Source organism: Streptosporangium longisporum (assembly GCF_039534895.1).
Classification (GTDB): domain Bacteria; phylum Actinomycetota; class Actinomycetes; order Streptosporangiales; family Streptosporangiaceae; genus Streptosporangium; species Streptosporangium longisporum.
In genome coordinates, this window is sequence record NZ_BAAAWD010000015.1 from 180777 (window position 1) to 200077 (window position 19301).

The following is a 19301-nucleotide window of genomic DNA, read 5'->3' on the forward strand; positions in this document are numbered from 1 at the left end:
GGGGGTACCCGTCACCGCCGGTCAGTGCTTGCTGGCCCGCTCCATGCCGACGCCGGTGAGCGAGCGGACCTCGATCTCGGCGTACTTGCCGGCGCTGTACTCCTTGCTGAGCCGCGCGCCGATGAACCCGGCCAGGAAGCCGATCGGGATCGAGACGATGCCGGGGTTGCTCAGCGGGAACCAGGCGAAGTTCGCGTCGGGGAACAGGGAGGTGGCGCTGCCCGAGACGACCGGCGAGAAGATCACCAGGACCAGCGCGGAGACCAGGCCGCCGTAGATGGCCGAGACCGCCCCCGCGGTGTTGAACCGCTTCCAGAACAGGCTGTAGAGGATCGCGGGCAGGTTGCCGGAGGCGGCCACCGCGAAGGCGAGCGCGACCAGGAACGCCACGTTCTGCCCCTGGGCGAGGATGCCGAGCCCGATCGAGACCGCGCCGATGACGAAGGCCGAGATCCGGGCGACCATGACCTCCTCCTTGTCGGTGACGTTGCCGCGCTTGAACACGTGCGCGTACAGGTCGTGGGCGAAGGAGGAGCTGGAGGCCAGCGTCAGGCCGGCGACGACCGCCAGGATCGTGGCGAAGGCGACCGCCGCGATCACGGCCAGCAGGACGGTGCCGCCCACGTCGCCGAATATCTGCTTGCCGATCGCCTCGGCCAGCATCGGTGCCGCCGTGTTGCCCGCCTTGTCCTGTGCCAGGATCGCCTTGCCGCCGACGAGGGCCGCCGCGCCGAAGCCGAGCACCAGGGTGAGCAGGTAGAAGACGCCGATGATGCCGATGCCCCACAGGACGGACTTGCGGGCGTCCTTGGCGGTGGGGACCGTGTAGAAGCGGATCAGGATGTGCGGCAGGCCGGCGGTGCCGAGCACCAGGGCCAGGCCCAGGCTGATCAGGTCGATCTTGCCCGCGAGGCCCTGCGCCTCGGTGCCGTACTTCAGGCCCGGGACCAGGAAGGAGTCGCCCTTGCCGCTCTGCGTGGCGGCGTCGCCGAGCAGTCCCGACAGGTTGAAGCCGTAGTGGGCGAGCACCAGCAGGGTGATCAGGGCCGCGCCGCCCATCAGCAGCACGGCCTTGACGATCTGCACCCAGGTGGTGCCCTTCATGCCGCCGATCACCACGTAGACGATCATCAGGGCGCCGACGCCGACGATGGTGAGCGCCTTGCCGGCCGGCGAGGTGACGCCGAGCAGCAGGCCGACCAGCGCGCCCGCGCCGACCATCTGGGCCAGCAGGTAGAAGATCGACACCGTGATGGTGGAGACGCCCGCGGCCGTGCGGACCGGGCGGGGGCTCATCCGGAAGGCCAGCACGTCGGCCATGGTGAACTTGCCGGAGTTGCGCATCAGCTCGGCGACCAGCAGCAGCGCCACCAGCCAGGCGACCAGGAAGCCGATCGAGTACAGGAAGCCGTCGTAGCCCGACAACGCGATGATGCCGGCGATGCCCAGGAAGCTGGCGGCCGACATGTAGTCGCCGCCGATGGCCAGGCCGTTCTGCACGCCGCTGAAGCCCCGGCCGCCGGCGTAGTAGTCGGTGGCGTCCTTGGTGTTACGGCTGGCCCAGAAGGTGATCCCCAGCGTCACCGCGACGAAGAGCAGGAACAGGATCGTTGACAGCAGCTGACTGCTCATTCGCTCTTCCCCTCGGTCTCGTGGCGGATCTCGTCGGCCAGCGGATCGAGCTTCCTGCCGGCGAAACGGGAGTAGGCCCAGGCGATGCCGAAGGTCGACACGAACTGGAGCAGACCGAAGATCAACGCCACGTTGATGTTGCCGATGACCTTCGTGCCCATGAAGTCACGGGCCCAGGCCGACAGGATGACGTACAACAGGTACCAGGTGAGGAAAGCGGCCGTCATCGGGAACGCCCACGCCCGGAAACGGCGCCTCAGCTCCTGGAACTGTTCGCTGGCCTGAATCTGTTCATAGACCGATGAATCGTGTTGCCTGGCGGTCACAAGACCTCCCACAAATGTGATCTGGATCACGGACAACGTAGGGGGCGACGCTACCCTCCGTGGAGACCCGTACGCGGTCTCTTCGCCGAGGCGCCGCCGAGTCGCGTTCAGTTGGATATGTCCTGCGGTGAAAGGTCTGTCTTGTACGACGAACGGTCGCAGGGGCCGTCCGGCCGGTCACCCGCGGGTGGGGCGCGGTGTCATCCGGTGACGGACCGGGCCCGTCCCCGGAGCGCGTGACCCCCGGCGCAGCACACCGTCAGGCCCACCAGGACGAGCAGGGCGCGGTAGTCGACCACCGACACCAGCGCAGCGCCCGCGAGCAGGGAGAACAGCTGGGTGACCCCCGCCAGGGACTCGAACGCGGTGGAGACCCGTCCCACCAGGTGACCGGGGCTGCGGCGCTGCACCAGGGTGGCCCTGGCCACCCCCTCCATGGTCAGGCCGGCGCCGGCGACCGCCATCGCGGCCAGCACGACCGTCTCGGCCGGGACCACCCAGGACAGGATCGCCACGCCGTACAGCACGATGCCCGCGCCGATCACGAACAGCTCCCCCCTGCGCGCCATCAGCGCGGGGCCCCGCAGTCCCCCGGCGATCGCCCCGAGCCCCATGGCCACGGAGGTGAGCGCGGTGAACTCCGGCGACCTGCCGAGCCCGTGCTCGATGACGGCGAAGATCAGTGACTCGGTGGCCCCGGCCAGCGTGAACATCAGGCAGGACGCCCCGGCCGCGCGGCGCAGCGGCGGGTCGGCGGACAGGTGGCGCGCACCGGCCCAGAACTCCTCCCTGACCGGCCGGGCGCGCGCGACCGGGCCGGTGCCCGGGCCCCTTCCCGGAACACCACCCGGGGCGCGTCCCCGGACGCCTCCACGGACGCCTCCACGAGCGCCTCCACGGACGCCTCCACGAGCGCCTCCATGGGCGCCTCCCGCGGCGGGGCGGGCCGCGGCCGTCACCGGGAGGGCCGCGAAGACCGCGGCGGCGACCAGGAAGGTGACCACGTCGAACAGCACCAGCGCGCCGATCCCGAACGCGGCGTGGATCGCCACGCCCAGCAGCGGCCCGACCAGGCGCAACCCCTGCCGGGTGGTGTGCAGGGCACCGTTGGCCTGCCCGAGCAGCCGCTCGGGCAACATGGTCTTGAGCAGCCCGCCGAGCGCCGCGAAGATCACCGCGTACGAGCAGCCCATGGCCGCGGAGACCGGGTAGACCAGCCAGAACGTGTCCGGCCCGGTGACCGCGACCAGCGGGAGGAGCGCGACCCCCGACAGCAGGCAGGTGACGACCAGGAGCCTTCTGCGGTCCGTACGGTCGATCAGGTACCCGAAGAAGGGCGACAGGCAGAGCGGGAGCGTGAAGAAGAACAGGGTCAGGCCCGCGGCGCCGTCCGAGCCGGTGAGCCTCTTGGCCAGGATCGCGGGGATCAGCAGCAGCGAGGCGTCACCGAGCAGGCTGACGGCCATCCCGACGTAGACGAGCCTGAACCGGGGCAGCCGCAGGACCTCAGGCGTCACCGCCGGGCGGGGAGCCGGCGCACCGGCCGGTCCCGGGACGGCGCACCGGCGGCGCCGGCGACACCGAGGGCGCCGACGACACCGAGGGCACCGGCGGCGCCGCCGGTCCCGGCGGGCGCCCCACCATCAAAGCCGATAAGTAACAAACCTAATCAAAGCAGCCTAAATAAACCCACATAACGGTCATTCCGCCATAGGTCGCCGGACCCGTCAAGAGGACCGGGGCCGCCAGTCGCCCCGGTCCAGGTCGAGGGTCTCGGGGGTGTGCAGACGCACCATGGTCCGCGCCACGTTCGGCGGGATCCGCGACGGCGTCAGCAGCGAGGCCACCACCATGACAAGGAACGCGATCGGTACCGTCCAGGCCGCGGGCTGGGCCAGCAGAGCGCCGAGCAGGCCGGAGTGCGGGCCTCCGCCGATCGTCATCAGGACCGCCGTGCAGGCCAGGCCGCCCCCGGCGAGCAGCCCGGCCATCGCGCCCGCGGGCGTCAGCCGCCGCCACCAGATGCCCAGCACCAGCAGCGGGCAGAAGGAGGAGGCCGCCACCGCGAACGCCAGCCCCACGACGTCGGCGACCGGCAGCGAGCGGGCCGCGGTGGCCAGCGCCAGCGGCACGATCACCGCCAGCACCGCGGCGGCCCGGAACGAGCGCACCCCGCCCTTGAGGATGTCCTGGCCGATCACCCCGGCGACCGAGACGGTCAGCCCCGAGGAGGTCGACAGGAACGCCGCGAACGCCCCGGCCGTCACCAGCGCCGTCAGCAGGTCGCCGGCCACCCCGCCGATCAGGTGGCCGGGCAGCGCGAGCACCACCGTGTCGCTGCCCTCCAGCTCCGGGAGGTAGATCCGCCCCAGCGCGCCGTAGACGGCCGGAAGCAGGTAGAAGGCCCCCAGCAGCGACAGGACCACCAGCGTGGTGCGGCGGGCGGCCCGGCCGTCGGGGTTGGTGTAGAACCGCACCAGCACGTGCGGCAGCCCCATGGTGCCCAGGAACGTGGCCAGGATCAGCGAGTAGGTCGAGTACAGGCCGTACTCCCGGTCACCGGCCAGCGGCAGGGCCCAGACGGCCGTGTCCTGCGCGCTCAGTCCCGGCGCCCCGCCGTCCCGCCAGGCCAGCAGCAAAAAGACCAGCGGCACGGCCAGCGCGGTGAGCTTCAGCCAGTACTGGAACGCCTGGACGAACGTGATCGACCGCATGCCGCCGGACATCACGTTCACCGCGACCACCGCCGCCACCAGCAGCCCCCCGGCCCAGTCGGGGGCACCGGTGATGGCCCGCAGGACCAGGCCGGCGCTCTGGAACTGCGGCATCAGGTACAGCCAGCCGATCAGCACGACCAGCACCCCGGCCATCCGCCGTACCGCCATCGACTCCAGCCGCGCCTCGGCGAAGTCGGGCAGCGTGTACGCGCCCGAGCGCCGCAGCGGCGCCGAGACCAGCACCAGCAGCACCAGGTAGCCGCCCGTCCAGCCGACCGGCAGCCAGAGCATGTCCGCGCCGTAGGTGAGGATCAGCCCGGCGATGCCCAGGAAGCTCGCGGCCGACAGGTACTCCCCGCCGATGGCGGAGGCGTTCCACAGCGGGGAGACGGTGCGCGAGGCGACGTAGAAGTCGGAGGTGGTCCGCGACAGCCTGATGCCGAACGCGCCGATCAGCACCGCCGCCACCACCACCAGCACGACCGCCGTCACCCCGTACGCGGTGCTCATCCGACGCCTTTCCGCGGGTTCGGGAGGGCTCCGGGCCCGGGGCGGGGGGTCAACGGGCCCGGTCCACCAGCTCGGCGAAGTGGCGCTCGTTGCGCTCCGCCTGCCGGACGTAGAGCCAGGCCCCGATCACGAACGCCGGGTAGATCAGGCCCGCCAGCACCGCCCAGGGCAGCGGGATCCCCAGCAGGTGGACCGCGCGCAGTTCGGGCACCAGCAGGAACAGCAGCGGCAGGCCGCCCACCACGCAGGCCAGCACCGTGCAGACGAACAGGGCCAGCCGGAACTGGGTACGGATCAGCGAGCGCATGTAGACCTCGCCCAGCCGGGTCTGCTCGTCGATCTCGCGGGTGACCGGGTAGCGGGGGTGGCGCGGGGCCAGGGTCCGGGGGCTCGTCACCACCTCGCGCCGGGGCCGCTCGGGCTCCCGGCGCGGCCGGTCGGGATCCTTCCTGGAGCGCTCGGGGTCCCGGCGGGAGCGGTCGGGGTCCCGGCGGGACAGGTCGGCGATCCAGCGGCGCGGATCGGCGCCCCGCTCGGGGCCCCGCTCGGGCTCGGGCTCGCGGCTCACTCGGACCGGCCCTTGCGCGCCCGGCGGACCAGCAGGTCCCGCAGCTCGCGGGTGTGGCGCCGGCTGACCGGGATCTCGGTCTCGCCGATGCGGACCACGCACCGGCCCGAGTCGATGTGCAGCTCGTCGATGTGCTTGACCGCGACCAGGTGGCTGCGGTGCACCCGGACGAACCCGGCCGAGGCCCAGCGCTCCTCCAGGGTGGCCAGCGAGATGCGCACCAGGTGGCTGCCGCCCGCGGTGTGCAGGCGGGCGTAGTCGCCCTGCGCCTCGACGTAGCGGACCTCGGTGCTGGCCACGAAGCGGGTGACGCCGCCGAGCTCGACCGGGATGGTGTCGGGGTCGGTGCGGCCGGTGGCCTCGCTCTCCGGCAGCTCGGCCGAGACGAAAACCCGCCGGATGGCCTCGGCCAGCCGCTCCGGCCGGACCGGCTTGAGCAGGTAGTCCTCGGCCTTGATCTCGAAGGCGTCGACCGCGTGCTCCTCGTAGGCCGTCACGAAGACCACCCGGGGCGGGTTGGCGAACTGGGAGAGCAACCGGCCGAGCACCACCCCGTCCAGGCCGCGCATCCGGATGTCGAGGAAGACCGCGTCGATCGGCCGGCCGTCGGCGATCGCCCGGTCCAGGACGCGCAGCGCCGCGGCCCCGTCCCTGGCCAGGGAGACCTCCCCGATCCGGGGGTCGTCCCGCAGCAGGTAGGCCAGGTCCTCCAGCGCGGGAAGCTCGTCGTCCACCGCGAGGACGCGCAGGCCGGTCACGGTCACCCCTCCGGATCGTTCACGTGGGAATTTCTGAGGGTGATGAATCAGACATCGCCTGTCAACTCTTCGTGGTCGCGAGCGGGGGCCCCCGACGGCGGACGTGGTGGTCACCGGCCGGCCGGGCTCGGGTTCAACGGGCCGAGACACCCGGATGGTACTTCGGCAGTCGGACGCTGACCTTCGTGCCGGCCCCCCTTGGCCGTCTCCGCCACCAGGCCGTACTCGTCACCGTAGACCTGGCGCAGCCGTTCGTCCACGTTGACCAGCCCCACCCCCCCCGGCCCCGGAGCGCTCGTCGGCGTCACCGGCCAGGATGCGGCGCAGGCGGGCCGGCTCCATGCCGACGCCGTCGTCCTCCACGCTGATCCGGCACTCGGCCCCGGCGTCCTCGGCGATGATCGAGATGCGCCCGACCCCCGGCTTGCTCTCCAGCCCGTGCTGGACGGCGTTCTCCACCAGCGGCTGCAGGCACAGGAAGGGCACCGCCACCGGCAGCACCTCCGGGGCGATGCGGAGCGTCACGTGGAGCTGGTCGCCGAAGCGGGCACGTTCCAGGGTCAGGTACCGGTCGATCGAGCGCAGTTCCTCGGCCAGCGTGGTGAACTCCCCGTGCCGCCGGAAGGAGTAGCGGGTGAAGTCGGCGAACTCCAGCAGCAGCTCACGGGAGCGGTCCGGGTCGGAACGGACGAAGCTGGCGATCGTGGTCAGCGAGTTGTAGATGAAGTGCGGGGAGATCTGCGCCCGCAGCGCCCGCACCTCGGCCTCCATCAGGCGCGTCCTGGACCGGTCGAGCTCGGCCAGCTCCAGCTGCGAGTCCACCCAGCTGGCGACCTCGTGGACGGCCCTGACCAGCCCGGCCGAGGCGTGCCCGCCGTACGCGGCCAGGGAGCCGACCACCCGGCCGTCGGTGGTGAGCGGCACCACCACGGCGAACCTGATCGGGCACTCGGGCAGGTCGCACGAGACGACCTCCGGGCCCAGCACCCTGGTCCGCCCCCCGGCGAGGGTCCTGTCGGCGTGGGTGAACGCGTCGCGGGCGTGGTGGTCGCCCTCCCCGTCGTAGACCAGCAGCCGCTTCTCGTCGGTGATGGCCAGCGCCGGGGAGCCCAGCAGCTCGCGCAGGTACCGGGAGGCCTTCTGCGCGCCCGCCTCGGTCAGCCCGGCCCGCAGCGGCGGCGCGGCCAGCGAGGCGGTGTGCAGGGTCTCGAACGTGGCCCGCTCCGCCGGGCTGCTGCCCAGCTCCCGGCGCCCGCGCAGCACCCGCCACAGCACCAGCGCGGGCACGCCGACCAGGGCGATGACCAGCAGCACGGCGACGACGGGTTCCACGCTCCGGACCTTATACTCCCCGTCCCGTCCGTGCCTCGTCCATGGAGATCACGGAGCTTTCCTCATCAGGACAGGGACGGCGAGGACTCATTCCCGCACCCGTACGGGGGTCTCGAAGCGGGCCAGCCAGCCGGTCAGGATCTCCTCGAGCCGCGCGGCCTGTTCCGGGGGGAGCTCGTCGAGGAGGCGGCGCTCGTTGCGCATGTGCTCGGCGAACGCCCGGTCGATCAGCTCCCTGCCCGCGGCGGTGAGCGCGACCACCCTCCCCCGGCCGTCGCTCTCGCTGCGGCGGCGGGTGACGAGCCCGTCGCGTTCGAGCCGGTCGACGCGCTTGGTCATCGCGCCGGTGGTGACCATGGTGAAGGCGGCGAGCTCGCCCGGGGCGCGCTCGAAGGGCGGGCCCCCGCGCCGCAGGGTGGCCAGGACGTCGAAGTCCCCCTCCGAGAGCCCGTACCTGCGGTAGACGACGCAGAGCTGTTCGGTGAGGTGCCCGGCCAGGCGGTGCAGGCGCCCGATGACCCCCTGCGGGCTCACGTCCAGGTCCGGGCGTTCGCGGGCCCACTCCCTCTGGATGCGGGCCACGTGGTCCAGGGGTTCGCTCATGGGACGAGCATAGCTTCCATGGAAGCTATATTGTCTTCCATGGAAGCCAAATTCCGGTGGGTCGCGGTCACGGCGCTGGCGCCGGTCGCGTGGGGGACGACCTACTTCGTCACCCACCGGTTCCTGCCGCCCGGCCAGCCCCTCTACGGCGCGGCCATCAGGGCGCTGCCCGCGGGGCTGCTGCTCCTCCTGGCCGCCCGGAGGATTCCGCACGGGTCGTGGTGGTGGCGGTCGGCGGTCCTGGGGACCCTCAACATGGGCGCGTTCTTCGCGCTGATCTACCTCGCGGCCCAGCTGCTGCCGACGAGCGTCGCCTCGACGATCATGGCGGCGTCGCCCGTGGTGATGATGCTCCTGGCCTGGCCGGTGCTGTCGGAACGCCCCCGGATCGCGCACCTGGCCGGAGCGGGCGCCGGCGTCACCGGGGTGTGCCTCATGCTGTTCACCGGCGCGGCCGCCGTCGACGCCCTCGGCGTGCTCGCCTCGGTCGCGGCCATGGTGATGTCGTCGATCGGCCACGTGCTGGCCAAGAGGTGGAACGACGCGGACACCGACGTGACGGCGTCGACCTCCTGGCAGCTCATCGCCGGCGGGGTCGTCCTGCTGCCCTTCGCCGTCGTGCTGGAGGGCCCGCCGCCGGACCTGGACGGACCCGCGCTCCTCGCGTTCGGGTACGTCACCGTGGTCGCCACGGCCCTGGCCTTCGTCGCCTGGTTCGCCGGGCTGCGGCACCTGCCGACGGGCACCGTGGGACTGGCCGGGCTGCTGAACCCGGTGACCGGGGTGCTGCTCGGCACGACGGTCGCCGGTGAGGCGCTCACCGGGCGGCAGCTCTGCGGGCTGGCGCTGACCCTGCTCGGGGTACTGCTGGGGCAGCCCGCCGCGGCCCGTCTCCTGGCGCTCGCCCGGAGCCGGGCGGAACGGGGGGCCGGGTCGCCCGGCGGGGCGGGGGCTCAGCCGTCCGAGGGGAGGGAGCCGTCCAGGGCCTCGCGGACGCGGCGGGCGTAGGACTCGGCCTCGGCGGCGTCGTCGTACTTCGTCCGGGGCCAGAAGAAGCCGCGCAGGCCGTCCTTGCGGTTGCGCGGGACGACGTGGGCGTGCAGGTGCGGGACGCTCTGGCTGATCCGGTTGTTCATCGCCACGAACGTGCCGCCCGCCTCCAGCCCCCGCTCCACGGCGCCGGCGACGGCGCGGACGCGCTCGAAGAACGGGCCGACCAGCGGCACCGGGAGGTCCGTCAGCGTCTCGACATGGGCGCGCGGGACCACCAGCACGTGGCCCTTGAAGACCGGCCGGACGTCCAGGAAGGCCGCGCCCACGTCGTCGGAGAAAACGACGTGACCCGGGCGCTCCCCGGCCGCGATGGCGCAGAACAGGCACTCCTCATCGGGCATCACGCCAGGATAGGGCAGGACGGGCCGCCGTTCCGGACCCGCCGGACGCGTGGGCGGTACGGCGCGGAACGCGGACCGGGGGCGACGGCGCAGCGGTACGGCCGGTGCGGCGGAGCAGGGGTGCGGGTGCCGTGGCGGTGGTCACCAGCCGACCTTGGCGCTCCCGGAGATCAGGGATCTGGCGATGACCATGCGCTGGATGTCGTTGGTGCCCTCGCCGATGGCCATCAGGGGCGCGTCCCGGTAGAGCCGCTCCAGGACGAACTCCTGCGAGTAGCCGTACCCGCCGTGGATCCGCATGGCCTCCATGGTGGCGCGCAGCGCGACCTCGGACGCGAAGTACTTGGCCATGGCGGCCTCGGAGTTCACCGCGCCGCTCTCGGAGCGGACCGCCGCCCAGTAGGTCAGCAGCCGGGCCGCCTGGATGTCGGTGGCCATGTCGGCGAGCTTGAGCTGGACGGCCTGGAAACCGGAGATCGGCTGCCCGAAGGCGTGGCGCTCGCGCGAGTAGCTCAGCGCGGCGTCGTAGGCGCACTGGGACAGGCCCACCGCGCGGGCCGCGATGTTGACCCGGCCGAGCTCCAGCGCGGACAGCGCCTGCTGCATGCCCCGCCCCTCGGTCCCGCCGAGCAGCGCCGACACCGGGACGCGCACGTCCTGAAGCACGATCTCGCAGGTCTCGGTGCCCTTGTAGCCGAGCTTGGGCAGGTCCCGGCTGACGGTGTAGCCGGGGGTGCCGGCCTCGACGAGGATCAGCGACATGCCGCGGTGCGCCGGGTCGGTCAGCGAGGTCTTGACCAGCACGGGCATCGGGTCGGCGTGCCGGGCGTTGGTGATCCAGGTCTTGGTGCCGTTGATCACGTAGTGGTCGCCGTCGCGGACGGCGCGGGTCTGGATGCCCTGCAGGTCGGTGCCCGCCGCCGGTTCGGTCAGCGCGATGCCGGTACGGCGGGCGCCGGTGGCCAGGTCGGGCAGGTAGGCGTCCTTCTGCTCGTCGGTGCCGTATCTGGCGATCATCCAGGAGGCCAGCGAGTGGGAGCCGAGCACCCCGGCCACGCCCATCCAGCCGCGCGCGATCTCCTCGAAGACCAGGGCGAACGACACCCGGTCCAGCGCCAGCCCGCCGTACTCCTCCGGGATCGTGATGCCGAACAGCCCCATCCGCCCGAACCCCTCGACGATCTCCGTGGGGTAGCGGCCGGTCCGCTCCCACTCGGAGGCGACCGGCACGATCTCCTTGTCGACGAACTCCCGCAGGGTCCGGCGGAACAGCTGCTGTTCCTCGTTGAGCTCGAAGTCCATCGCGAGGTCCTTTCGGAAGGAGGCGGCCCTCAGGGGGTGAGCGGGCCGTTCTTGGCCTGCGGGAAGTAGTTCTTGTCGTGCGGGGCGTCGCGGCGGTAGACCATCACCGCGCGGCGCCAGGACATGACCTCGTCGCCGTCCTGGTTGAGCCCGCGGGTCCGGCAGGTGACGATCCCCGCGTACGGGCGGGACCTCGACTCGCGCTTCTCGACCACGATCGACTCGGCGTACAGGGTGTCGCCCAGGAAGACCGGGTGGGTGAGCCTGATCTCGTCCCAGCCGAGGTTCATCAGGGCGGTCTGGCTGACGTCGATCACCGAGATGCCGAGCACGATCGCCACGGTCAGCCCGGAGTTGACGATGATCCTCCCGACCGGGGCGCGCGCGGCGAAGTGGGCGTTGAAGTGGTTCTGGTTGGTGTTCATCGTCAGCAGGGTGAACCAGGTGTTGTCGGCCTCGCTGATCGTGCGGCCGAGCGGGTGCCGGTAGACGTCGCCGACGACGAAGTCCTCGTAGTACCGGCCCAGGCCGGGTTCGTGCACGGTCACGGTCTCTCCCCTGGACGGCGGGACCTTGACGCTAATCGTCTGATGTTTTACCGGTCAATGGCCCGCTCGGTGATTTCTTCCCCCGTGTCCGGTACGGAACCGCGGGCCGCGGGGTCCCGGCCGGCACGGGCGGGGTCGTACGGTTCCGCGCCGCGACCGGCGGGGCCGGGACCACGACCGGCCGGGGCGGGGTCCCGGCCGGCGGGGGCGGGCCGCTCCACGCTCGGGTAGTAGACCGTCCTGAGGTTCTCCAGGTGCCTGCGGGTGGCCTCGCGGGCGCCCTCGGCGTCCCCGGCCTCGACGTGGCGCAGCACGACCCGGTGCTCGCGGTCGATGGCGTCGAGGGCGGCGCGGGGCGCGCGGTCCCGGACGAAACGCCCCTCCAGCACCTCGAAGACCGGCCGGGCCACGATCTCCAGCAGCGGGTTGCCCGCGGCGCGCAGCAGCACCACGTGGAAGTCGCGGTTGGGCGCGAAGACCTCACCGGCCGCGCGGCCGCGCGCCCCGGCGATGCAGTCCCGCAGCGCCTCCAGGTCGGCCCCGGTACGGCGCAGGGCGGCCAGCCCCGCCGCGGGCACCTCCAGCAGCTCCCTGATCTCGGTGAGCTGGTCGATGCCCGGCCGCATCATGTCGACGCTGGTCTCCAGGTAGGCGCTGATGTGGTCGGGGTCGGGGTGGGCGACGAAGCTGCCCCCGGCCGTCCCGCGCACGGTCCTGATCAGGTTCTGGCTGCTCAGCAGCCGCAGCGCCTCGCGGACCGTGCTGCGGCTGACGCCGTACCCGGCGCACAGCTCGGGTTCGACGGGCAACCGGTCCCCCGGCCGGAACTCCCCCGAGACGATGCGACGGCGCAGGTCCGCGGCGAGTGCCTGGTAGGCGGTCACCCGGCGATCGTAGGCGAAAGCGCCTCACCGCGGCGCGTCCCGCGACCGCCGCGGCCGCGCCCGACGGGTTAGCATTCACGCTGACGGTGATGCGGACGGGGCCGGAAGGCCTGAGCGCGAGGAGAAGACCGGTGGAGCAGGTCGTTCCCTACGACGAGTGGCGCGCGGGTGCCGCGGACCCTTCCTTCAGCGAGTGGCTGCGCTCGCTGAGCGAACCCGAGTGGAGCGCGGTGGTGAGCCATCCGTTCGCCGCCTCGATCACCCGGGGCGACGTCCCCGACGCCGCGATGCGGCGCTACCTGATCCAGGACCTGCAGTTCGTCGACTCCTTCACGGCCCTGCTCGGCGCGGCCGTGGCCAGCGCGGACACCTTCGAGTCACGGGTGCCGTTCGGCCGCTTCCTGGGACAGACCGCCACCTCGCAGGAGCTGACGTACTTCGACCGGGCCCTGGAGGCGCTCGGCGCCACCCCCGGAGACCTGACCTCCCCCCGGCTGGAGCCGGTCACCGAGGAGTTCCGCGCCCTGATGGACGAGGCCAGGCGCGGCCTGGACTACCCGAGCATCCTGGCGCTGCTCTGCGTGGCCGAGTGGTCCTACCTGGGGTGGGCGAGCCGGGCCGCCGAGCCGCTGCCGGAGAACTTCGTGCACCGCGAGTGGATCGAGCTGCACGAGGGGCCGGAGTTCCGCGCCTGGGTGCAGTTCATCCGCGGCGAGCTGGACCGGCTGGGGCCGCGCCTCGGCGAGGAGGAGCGGCTGCGCGTGCTCGACGTCTTCCGCCGCGCCGTACGGCTGGAGCGGCGCTTCTTCGACATGGCCACCGAGTCCTGAGCGCGCCCGTCACCGGTCCGGGACGCGGTGACGGGACCGCGGTGACGGGACGCGCGGTGGGGAAGCACGGACGGGACCCTGTGACGGACCACGGACGGGACGCGGACCGCGTGCCGGGCCCGGTCCGGGAAGGCGCGCCGGGCCCGGTGAGGAGCGGGGTCGCGCGTCAGGCCCGGTGGTCCGGGGCGGGCGGCGGGTCCGAGGGTCCGGGCGGGTCCGAGGGTCCGGAGCGATAGACCCCCTCGGCGTCGACCTGGGCCGCGTGGACCTCCTCGTCAGGGGCGTACAGGCGGATCTGCACGCCGTCGGGGTCGGTGAAGCCGAGCGCGTGACCGGCCGAGGCCCTGATGAGCGGGCCGTGCGGGACGCCCAGCTCGTCCAGGCGGGCGACCCAGGCGTCGAGCCCGTCCCGGGTGACCTGGAGCGCGAAGGGGTCGGCGTCGCGGAGGGCGGCGGCCAGGGCGGGGTTCTCGCGCAACGCGATCTGGAAGCCCGCGCCGGGGACGAGGAGGCTCACGCCCCTGATCACGCCGTCGTCGTCCTGGAAGCTGATGTGGTGCTCCAGGCCCAGCACGCGTTCGTACCAGGCTCGGCTGCGCTGCAGGTCGCTCACCCAGAGCTTGAGATGGTGCACACCGGTCAGGACGGCGTTCAACTCGTCTCCTCAGGAGTCGGGGGTCGTGGTGACGATCGTGGTGAAACGGTGGTTGCAGAACCTCTCGCGGGCCTGAGCGCGGGTGCGGCGGCGTTCGGACTGCTCCCGGTCGAGTCCCTCGAAGCTGTCGAAGCCGAGCCTGGCGGTGGCCGGGCCGTCCGGCGCGAGCCTGGCCGTGAAGACGATCCGGCCGCGGGGCGGCAGGTGGCTCCCGGCGGCGCACCAGACGCCGTCGGCGTGCTCGCGGCAGGCCAGCACGGCGAGCCGCCTGCCGGTGCCGTCCAGGAGCGTCGCCGTGGCGGGGCCCCGCGCGCCCCGGGGGAAGCGGCCTCCCACCCAGAAGTCGCCCCAGTAGGGGGCGAAGGAGGGGGTCAGGGTCATCGCGTAGTCGAGCGTGTAGGAGACCCGGCCACCGCCACCGGCGCGGGGGGCGGCCCCGGCCGACAGCTCGATGCCGATCAGCGGCTCTCCCCGGCACTTCTTCGCCGCGGTGACGCAGCTGGCCTGGGCCTGCGGCGGCACCAGGGCCGCGGCGACGAGAACGAGACCGGCGACGATCCCGAGAGCACGGCGCATGCGACCTCCGGTGTGTCCTGCCCCGAGAACGTGTCCTGCTTCCAGAACGCTACATGCGGCGGGGCGCCCCCGCGGCCACGATCGGGATGATTCGCCCTTCCGGCCGGAAGGCGGGGAGAGCCCACCTGGCCCCCGGGAGCCTCCACGGGGTCCGACGGGGCCCGGCAGGCGACCAGGGCCCTGATCGGGTCGACCGGGTCCTGACCGGGTCCTGACCGGGCACCGACGGGCCTGTACCGGGCACCGGCGGGGTCGACCGGGCCTCCGGAGGGGAGCCCCGGACCCGGGCGGGCGGAGTGGAGGGGGTCCGCCGCCCACCCGGAAACGGTCAGATTACCCCGAGAAGTATGAGTCAGGCTTAACAGATCTTTAGTTCGTGCTATTTCGCTATAAATCCAGCAATTCTCGATATTTCGGAGCGCGAGGTCAGCGCTCGCCGGGCCCCGGGACCGGTCCCTCGTCCTCGGGCTCGTCCCTGGGTTCGACGTAGGGCTCCTGCTCGGGCGGGTGGCCCGCCACGATCTGGCGTCCCCGCATGAGCTCGGCGTCGAACTCGGCCCCCAGCAGCAGGGCCATGTTGGACAGCCAGAGCCAGACCAGGAAGACCACGACGGCGCCCAGCGTGCCGTAGGTCTTGTCGTAGGAGCCGAAGTTGGCGACGTAGAGCGCGAATCCGGCGGAGACCACGACCCACAGGAGCACCGCCAGCAGGCCGCCGGGGCTGATCCAGCGGAAACCCGGCTGGCGGACGTTGGGCGCGGCCCAGTAGAGCAGCATCACCAGCCCGGTGGCGATCAGGACCAGCACCGGCCACTTGGCGTAGTCCCAGACGGCGACCGCGGTCTGCCCCACGCCCAGCGCGTTCCCCGCCAGCTCGGCCAGCCTGCCGGTGAAGGTGACGGCCACCGCCCCGGCGGCCATCAGGACGACGAACACCAGCGTCAGCCCGACCCGCAGCGGCGTCAGCTTCCACAGCGGCCGTCCCTCGCGGATGTCGTAGATCGCGTTCCCGGCCCGGACGAAGGCGGCGATGTAGCCCGACGCCGACCACAGGGCGACCAGCAGGCCGACGACGGCCAGAACGCCCCTGGCGCCGCCGCTGCCGCGCAGCTGGGTGATCTGGTCGCTCACCAGCTTCGTGACGTCGCCCGGGGCGAGGACCGCGACCTGGGCCAGGATGCTGGAGATCACGTCCTGGCCGACCAGGCCCAGCAGCGAGACCAGCACGATCAGGCCGGGGAAGATCGAGAGCACCCCGTAGTAGGTGAGGGCCGCGGCCCAGTCCGGCAGCCCGTCCTCCTGGAACTCCGAGACGGTGCGCTTGAGCACCCCCCACCAGGCCCGCCTGGGCAGCTCCGAGGGGGTCTGGGGGACGAGAGCGAGCCGCCCCCCGCGAAGTGTCGGGAACGGCTCCGCCGGCGCTGCGGGACATCTACTTCTTCTTGCCCCGCCGCAGGATCCTGAAGAGGACCAGGGCGATCGCGGCCATCACGGCCGCGGTCGCGACGGGACGCTTGCCCGCCTCGGTGGTGACCTTGCCCGCCGCGTCCTTGATGTCGACGGGGGTCACCTCCTTGACCCGGCCGACGACCTCGGGAGCCGCCTCTCTGACGCGTCCGACCATCTCCGGGGCGGCCGCCCTGACCCGCTCCACCATGTCGGTGGCGCTGCTCGCGGTCGCCGCGCCGACCTTGCGCAGGTCGTCGACCTTCTGGCTCGCGGTCTCCTGCAGACGGGCCTTCACGTCGGTCTTGTGCACCAGTGCCTCCACGGTGTCGCCGAGCTCCCGGCGCGCTTCCTCGATGTCACGACGCACGCTCTCGGCGTCGTTCCCGTCGTCGCCGACGGTCTTTCCGATCTTCGCCTCGGTGCTGCCCGCACCGGTGTTGGCGTACGGGGTGGTGTCCGCCTGGTCCGGGACCGCGCTGAGCGCCTCCGGGGACCGGGCCACGCCATCGCGCCGGGACGCCGCGGTGCCGGGGTCGTCCTCCTCGTCGGACGCGTCGTCCGGCTGCCGGGGCGGGATGTTCAGCGACCCGCTCTCCTCCGGCGTCACGGGCTCGCCGACCTCTTTGCGGCGGGCTCCGGTGGTTCCGGCCTCGGGCTGGGGACGCGCCCCGCCCGGGTCTGTCTCAGTCATCGGTGCGCCCTCTCTTTCACGGCGTCGATGTCGTCCTTGACGCTCTCGATGGTCCGTTCGGGGGTCGGCGGCACGGCCTCGGTGACCTGGCGCTTGCCGAAGAAGCCGAGCGCTCCGGCCACGACCAGCAGCACCGCGCCCACGATCGCCGCCGCCGCCCAGGCGGGCAGGACCTGTGCCAGCAGCAGGACCACCGCGGCGACCAGGCATCCGCCCCCGAACAGGGCCACGACCCCGGCGCCGCCGAACAGTCCGACGCCGATCCCGGCGTGCCTGCCCTTCTCGGTCAGCTCGATCTTGGCCAGGCGGAGCTCGTCCCTCACCAGCCGCGAGACCTGTTCCGACATCTGCCGGATCAGCTCGGACGTGGGCAGCGACTCCTTGGCATTGGTCATGGCGTGCCTCCTCCCCTACAGGACAGGCGTCTACCCACTCCGGCCACGGCAAACATCGTCCCGCGGCCGTGATCAAGGGATCGGCGGGCGGGGACGGGACGTACCGGGGGACGCGCCGTCCACGGGCCGCGGGACGCCCGCCCGGACAGGCCGCGCGGGGAGGCCCGGCGGGAAGGCCCCGCGGGGAAGGCCGCCCCCCGCGTCGGTCTCGCGGATCGCGCGGGCGGACGGGCCCGGAACTACGCCATGATCATAGGCAGGCCCGTGCCCGGGCGCCGGGGTGGCGAAGGTACCCGCCGGGACGGGCCTGTTGGGATACTGCGGGCACGGTGAGCACGATCAGGAAGGCGGCACGGTACAGATGGCACAGATCGTCGGCGGCGGAAGCCCGGTCAACGACGCCGAGCGACGGGTCATCGCACACCTTCGCGACCACGCCCCGGACGACTGGCTGCTGCTGCACAACATCGAGGTGCCCCGCGACGACGACACCTTCGAGGTGGACGTGATCGTCCTGACCGGCCACGCGCTCTGCGTGATCGACGTCAAGGGCACCCGCGGCCGGATCGAGGTGGCCGGGACGCGCTGGTTCCCGCAGCGGCGGCAGGCGTTCGGCTCCCCGGTGACCAAGCTGCGCGGCAACGGGCGCGCCCTCAAGGGGCTGCTCACCCAGGAGCGCCGCGAGCTGGGCCGGGTCTACGTCGACAGCCTCGTGGTGCTCACCGGCGCCGACGCGGAGCTGGTGGACCCGGCGGGCCGCGACTCCCGGCACGTCACCGGCCTGGACGGGCTGATCGGCACGCTGGCCGACGTCTCCCGGGTCAGGCGCGGTCACACCACGGACACCACCCCGTACGGGACCGCGATCATCGAGGCGCTCAACGGGAGCGTGCGGCGTTCGACGGCGCCTCCGCGGTTCGGCAGCTGGGAGGTCGAGGAGGAGCTGGGCGGCGACACCCGGGTCACCGAGTACCGCGCGATCAACGCGACGGTGCCGGGCAGCGAGACGGTGCTGCTGCGCGTCTACCGGGCCGACCCGCTGGCCGAGGAGGAGCCGCGGGCGGCCGAGCGGCGGCTGATCACCAACGCCTACCAGGCGCTCACCAGGATCCCGGCGCACCCGTGCGTGGTGCGCGCCCGCGACTTCTTCGCCGTCGACGACGAGAGCCGCTTCGTACTGGTCCTCGACGACGTGCACGGCCGGGCGCTGCACCTGCACCTGTCCGGCTCCCCGGACGGGCCGTCGGACACGCTGCCGGCCGAGGCCCGGCTGGACGTGGTGGAGGACGTGCTGCTGGCGCTGGCCCACGTGCACGCCAACAACGTGATCCACCGGGCGCTCAGCCCGGCGTGCGTGCTGGTGACCGAGGAGGGCCGGGCGATGCTGACCGGGTTCGACTACGCCAAGCCGGGCCCGCGCGCGCACACCGTGGCCAACGAGCTGCCCAACGTCCTCGACACCCACTACGCCGCCCCCGAGTGCCAGGCCATGCCGGAGCGGATGACGGCCGCCTCGGACGTGTACGCGGCCGGGGTGATCGCCTTCCAGGTGCTGACCGGCCGGCTCCCCGCCCCCGGCGCCCCCGGGCCGGACGCCGGGCCCGTCCCGGGTGAGGCGTCCCCGGACGAGGTGCCCGCGGCGGTGATGGACCTGCTGCGGCGGATGCGCGACCCGGCGCCGGGCAGCCGGCCCTGCGCCGCCGAGGCCCTGGCCGATCTGCGCCGGGCACGGCGGCCGGAGTCACCGCCCGCGCCGGGGCCAGCCGGACCGGTACCCGTTCCGGACGTGCTCCCTCCCCCGCCCCCCGCGGCTTCCGGGCATCCGACGGATCCGGGGGTACGCACGGACGGCGACGGGAGAACGCGCAGGGCCACGGCCCCGGAGGGGACGGCCGGTCACGCGGCGAACGGCCCGCCCGGCCGTGCCCCGGCCCAGGAGAGCCGTGTGCCGGCCCAGGAGGCCGGTGCGGGCGCCGACGGGGACGCCAGGAGCACCGGGGAGGCCGGGGACGCCGCTGCCGCGCCGCCGGAGCGGGAACCGCTGTTCGGCAGGCTCAGGTCGAGGATCCGGCGGATGACGGGCGGATGACCGGGGATGACATGACCCGGGAGACGGCACGACCGGCGGTGT

At 72.8% G+C, this 19301-nt stretch carries 20 protein-coding genes; 3 read left to right on the forward strand and 17 right to left on the reverse strand.

Annotation, left to right across the window (positions count from 1 at the left end):
• Nucleotides 1–21: 21 nt before the first annotated feature.
• The 8 genes from ABD832_RS27230 to ABD832_RS27265 form a co-directional block, all read right to left on the reverse strand.
• Nucleotides 22–1632 (reverse strand): solute symporter family protein, encoded by a 1611-nt coding sequence (locus tag ABD832_RS27230; protein WP_344900369.1) that lies wholly within the window; start codon nucleotides 1630–1632, stop codon nucleotides 22–24.
• A complete protein-coding gene (locus ABD832_RS27235; protein WP_344900371.1) occupies nucleotides 1629–1958 on the reverse strand; it encodes a DUF485 domain-containing protein in 330 nt (109 codons plus the stop codon). Before ABD832_RS27235 ends, ABD832_RS27230 begins: the two co-directional genes overlap by 4 nt.
• Nucleotides 1959–2158: 200 nt before the next feature.
• Nucleotides 2159–3475, reverse strand: coding sequence for an MFS transporter (locus tag ABD832_RS27240; protein WP_344900373.1), 1317 nt, complete (start codon nucleotides 3473–3475; stop codon nucleotides 2159–2161).
• Nucleotides 3476–3685: 210 nt separating this feature from the next.
• Entirely contained in the window at nucleotides 3686–5185 is a 1500-nt protein-coding gene (locus ABD832_RS27245; protein ID WP_344900375.1) for a sodium/solute symporter, read from the reverse strand.
• A gap of 49 nt (nucleotides 5186–5234) precedes the next feature.
• Nucleotides 5235–5753, reverse strand: a complete 519-nt coding sequence (locus ABD832_RS27250) for a hypothetical protein (protein WP_344900377.1) — start codon at nucleotides 5751–5753, stop codon at nucleotides 5235–5237.
• Entirely contained in the window at nucleotides 5750–6511 is a 762-nt protein-coding gene (locus ABD832_RS27255) for a LytR/AlgR family response regulator transcription factor (protein ID WP_344901762.1), read from the reverse strand. Before ABD832_RS27255 ends, ABD832_RS27250 begins: the two co-directional genes overlap by 4 nt.
• A 228-nt stretch (nucleotides 6512–6739) precedes the next feature.
• Nucleotides 6740–7843, reverse strand: a complete 1104-nt coding sequence (locus ABD832_RS27260; RefSeq protein WP_344900379.1) for a sensor histidine kinase — start codon at nucleotides 7841–7843, stop codon at nucleotides 6740–6742.
• 87 nt (nucleotides 7844–7930) lie between these two features.
• Nucleotides 7931–8446, reverse strand: a complete 516-nt coding sequence (locus ABD832_RS27265; RefSeq protein WP_344900381.1) for a MarR family winged helix-turn-helix transcriptional regulator — start codon at nucleotides 8444–8446, stop codon at nucleotides 7931–7933.
• 39 nt (nucleotides 8447–8485) lie between these two features.
• Between ABD832_RS27265 and ABD832_RS27270 the strand changes: the two genes are divergently transcribed.
• Nucleotides 8486–9454 carry an EamA family transporter gene (locus ABD832_RS27270; RefSeq protein WP_344900383.1) on the forward strand — a complete coding sequence of 323 codons (969 nt, stop codon included), beginning with the start codon at nucleotides 8486–8488 and terminating at the stop codon, nucleotides 9452–9454.
• Here the strand turns inward: ABD832_RS27270 and ABD832_RS27275 are convergent.
• From ABD832_RS27275 to ABD832_RS27290, 4 genes are all read right to left on the reverse strand, one after another.
• Nucleotides 9400–9840 carry an HIT family protein gene (locus tag ABD832_RS27275; protein ID WP_344900385.1) on the reverse strand — a complete coding sequence of 147 codons (441 nt, stop codon included), beginning with the start codon at nucleotides 9838–9840 and terminating at the stop codon, nucleotides 9400–9402. The genes ABD832_RS27270 and ABD832_RS27275 overlap by 55 nt on opposite strands.
• Nucleotides 9841–9981: 141 nt before the next feature.
• Nucleotides 9982–11142: an acyl-CoA dehydrogenase family protein gene (locus tag ABD832_RS27280; RefSeq protein ID WP_344900387.1), complete on the reverse strand. Its 1161-nt coding sequence runs from the start codon at nucleotides 11140–11142 to the stop codon at nucleotides 9982–9984.
• 29 nt (nucleotides 11143–11171) lie between these two features.
• Entirely contained in the window at nucleotides 11172–11690 is a 519-nt protein-coding gene (locus tag ABD832_RS27285) for a MaoC family dehydratase (protein WP_344900389.1), read from the reverse strand.
• A 47-nt stretch (nucleotides 11691–11737) separates the two neighbouring features.
• Nucleotides 11738–12574 (reverse strand): FadR/GntR family transcriptional regulator, encoded by an 837-nt coding sequence (locus tag ABD832_RS27290; protein WP_344900391.1) that lies wholly within the window; start codon nucleotides 12572–12574, stop codon nucleotides 11738–11740.
• Between the two features lie 131 nt (nucleotides 12575–12705).
• Between ABD832_RS27290 and ABD832_RS27295 the strand changes: the two genes are divergently transcribed.
• Entirely contained in the window at nucleotides 12706–13404 is a 699-nt protein-coding gene (locus ABD832_RS27295) for a TenA family protein (RefSeq protein WP_344900393.1), read from the forward strand.
• A gap of 166 nt (nucleotides 13405–13570) precedes the next feature.
• Here the strand turns inward: ABD832_RS27295 and ABD832_RS27300 are convergent, their stop codons facing one another.
• The 5 genes from ABD832_RS27300 to ABD832_RS27320 all read right to left on the reverse strand — a co-directional run bounded on the left by ABD832_RS27300 (nucleotide 13571) and on the right by ABD832_RS27320 (nucleotide 17170).
• Nucleotides 13571–14059: a VOC family protein gene (locus tag ABD832_RS27300; protein WP_344900395.1), complete on the reverse strand. Its 489-nt coding sequence runs from the start codon at nucleotides 14057–14059 to the stop codon at nucleotides 13571–13573.
• 9 nt (nucleotides 14060–14068) lie between these two features.
• Nucleotides 14069–14635: a hypothetical protein gene (locus ABD832_RS27305; protein WP_344900397.1), complete on the reverse strand. Its 567-nt coding sequence runs from the start codon at nucleotides 14633–14635 to the stop codon at nucleotides 14069–14071.
• 426 nt (nucleotides 14636–15061) lie between these two features.
• Nucleotides 15062–15964, reverse strand: a complete 903-nt coding sequence (locus ABD832_RS27310; RefSeq protein WP_344900399.1) for a YihY/virulence factor BrkB family protein — start codon at nucleotides 15962–15964, stop codon at nucleotides 15062–15064.
• Nucleotides 15965–16067: 103 nt separating this feature from the next.
• Entirely contained in the window at nucleotides 16068–16775 is a 708-nt protein-coding gene (locus tag ABD832_RS27315) for a DUF3618 domain-containing protein (protein ID WP_344900400.1), read from the reverse strand.
• Nucleotides 16772–17170 carry a phage holin family protein gene (locus ABD832_RS27320; protein WP_344900402.1) on the reverse strand — a complete coding sequence of 133 codons (399 nt, stop codon included), beginning with the start codon at nucleotides 17168–17170 and terminating at the stop codon, nucleotides 16772–16774. The genes ABD832_RS27315 and ABD832_RS27320 overlap by 4 nt, the downstream gene beginning before the upstream one ends.
• Nucleotides 17171–17531: 361 nt before the next feature.
• Between ABD832_RS27320 and mads6 the strand changes: the two genes are divergently transcribed.
• Nucleotides 17532–19259 (forward strand): methylation-associated defense system protein kinase MAD6, encoded by a 1728-nt coding sequence (gene mads6 / locus ABD832_RS27325; RefSeq protein WP_344900404.1) that lies wholly within the window; start codon nucleotides 17532–17534, stop codon nucleotides 19257–19259.
• Nucleotides 19260–19301 lie beyond the last annotated feature (42 nt).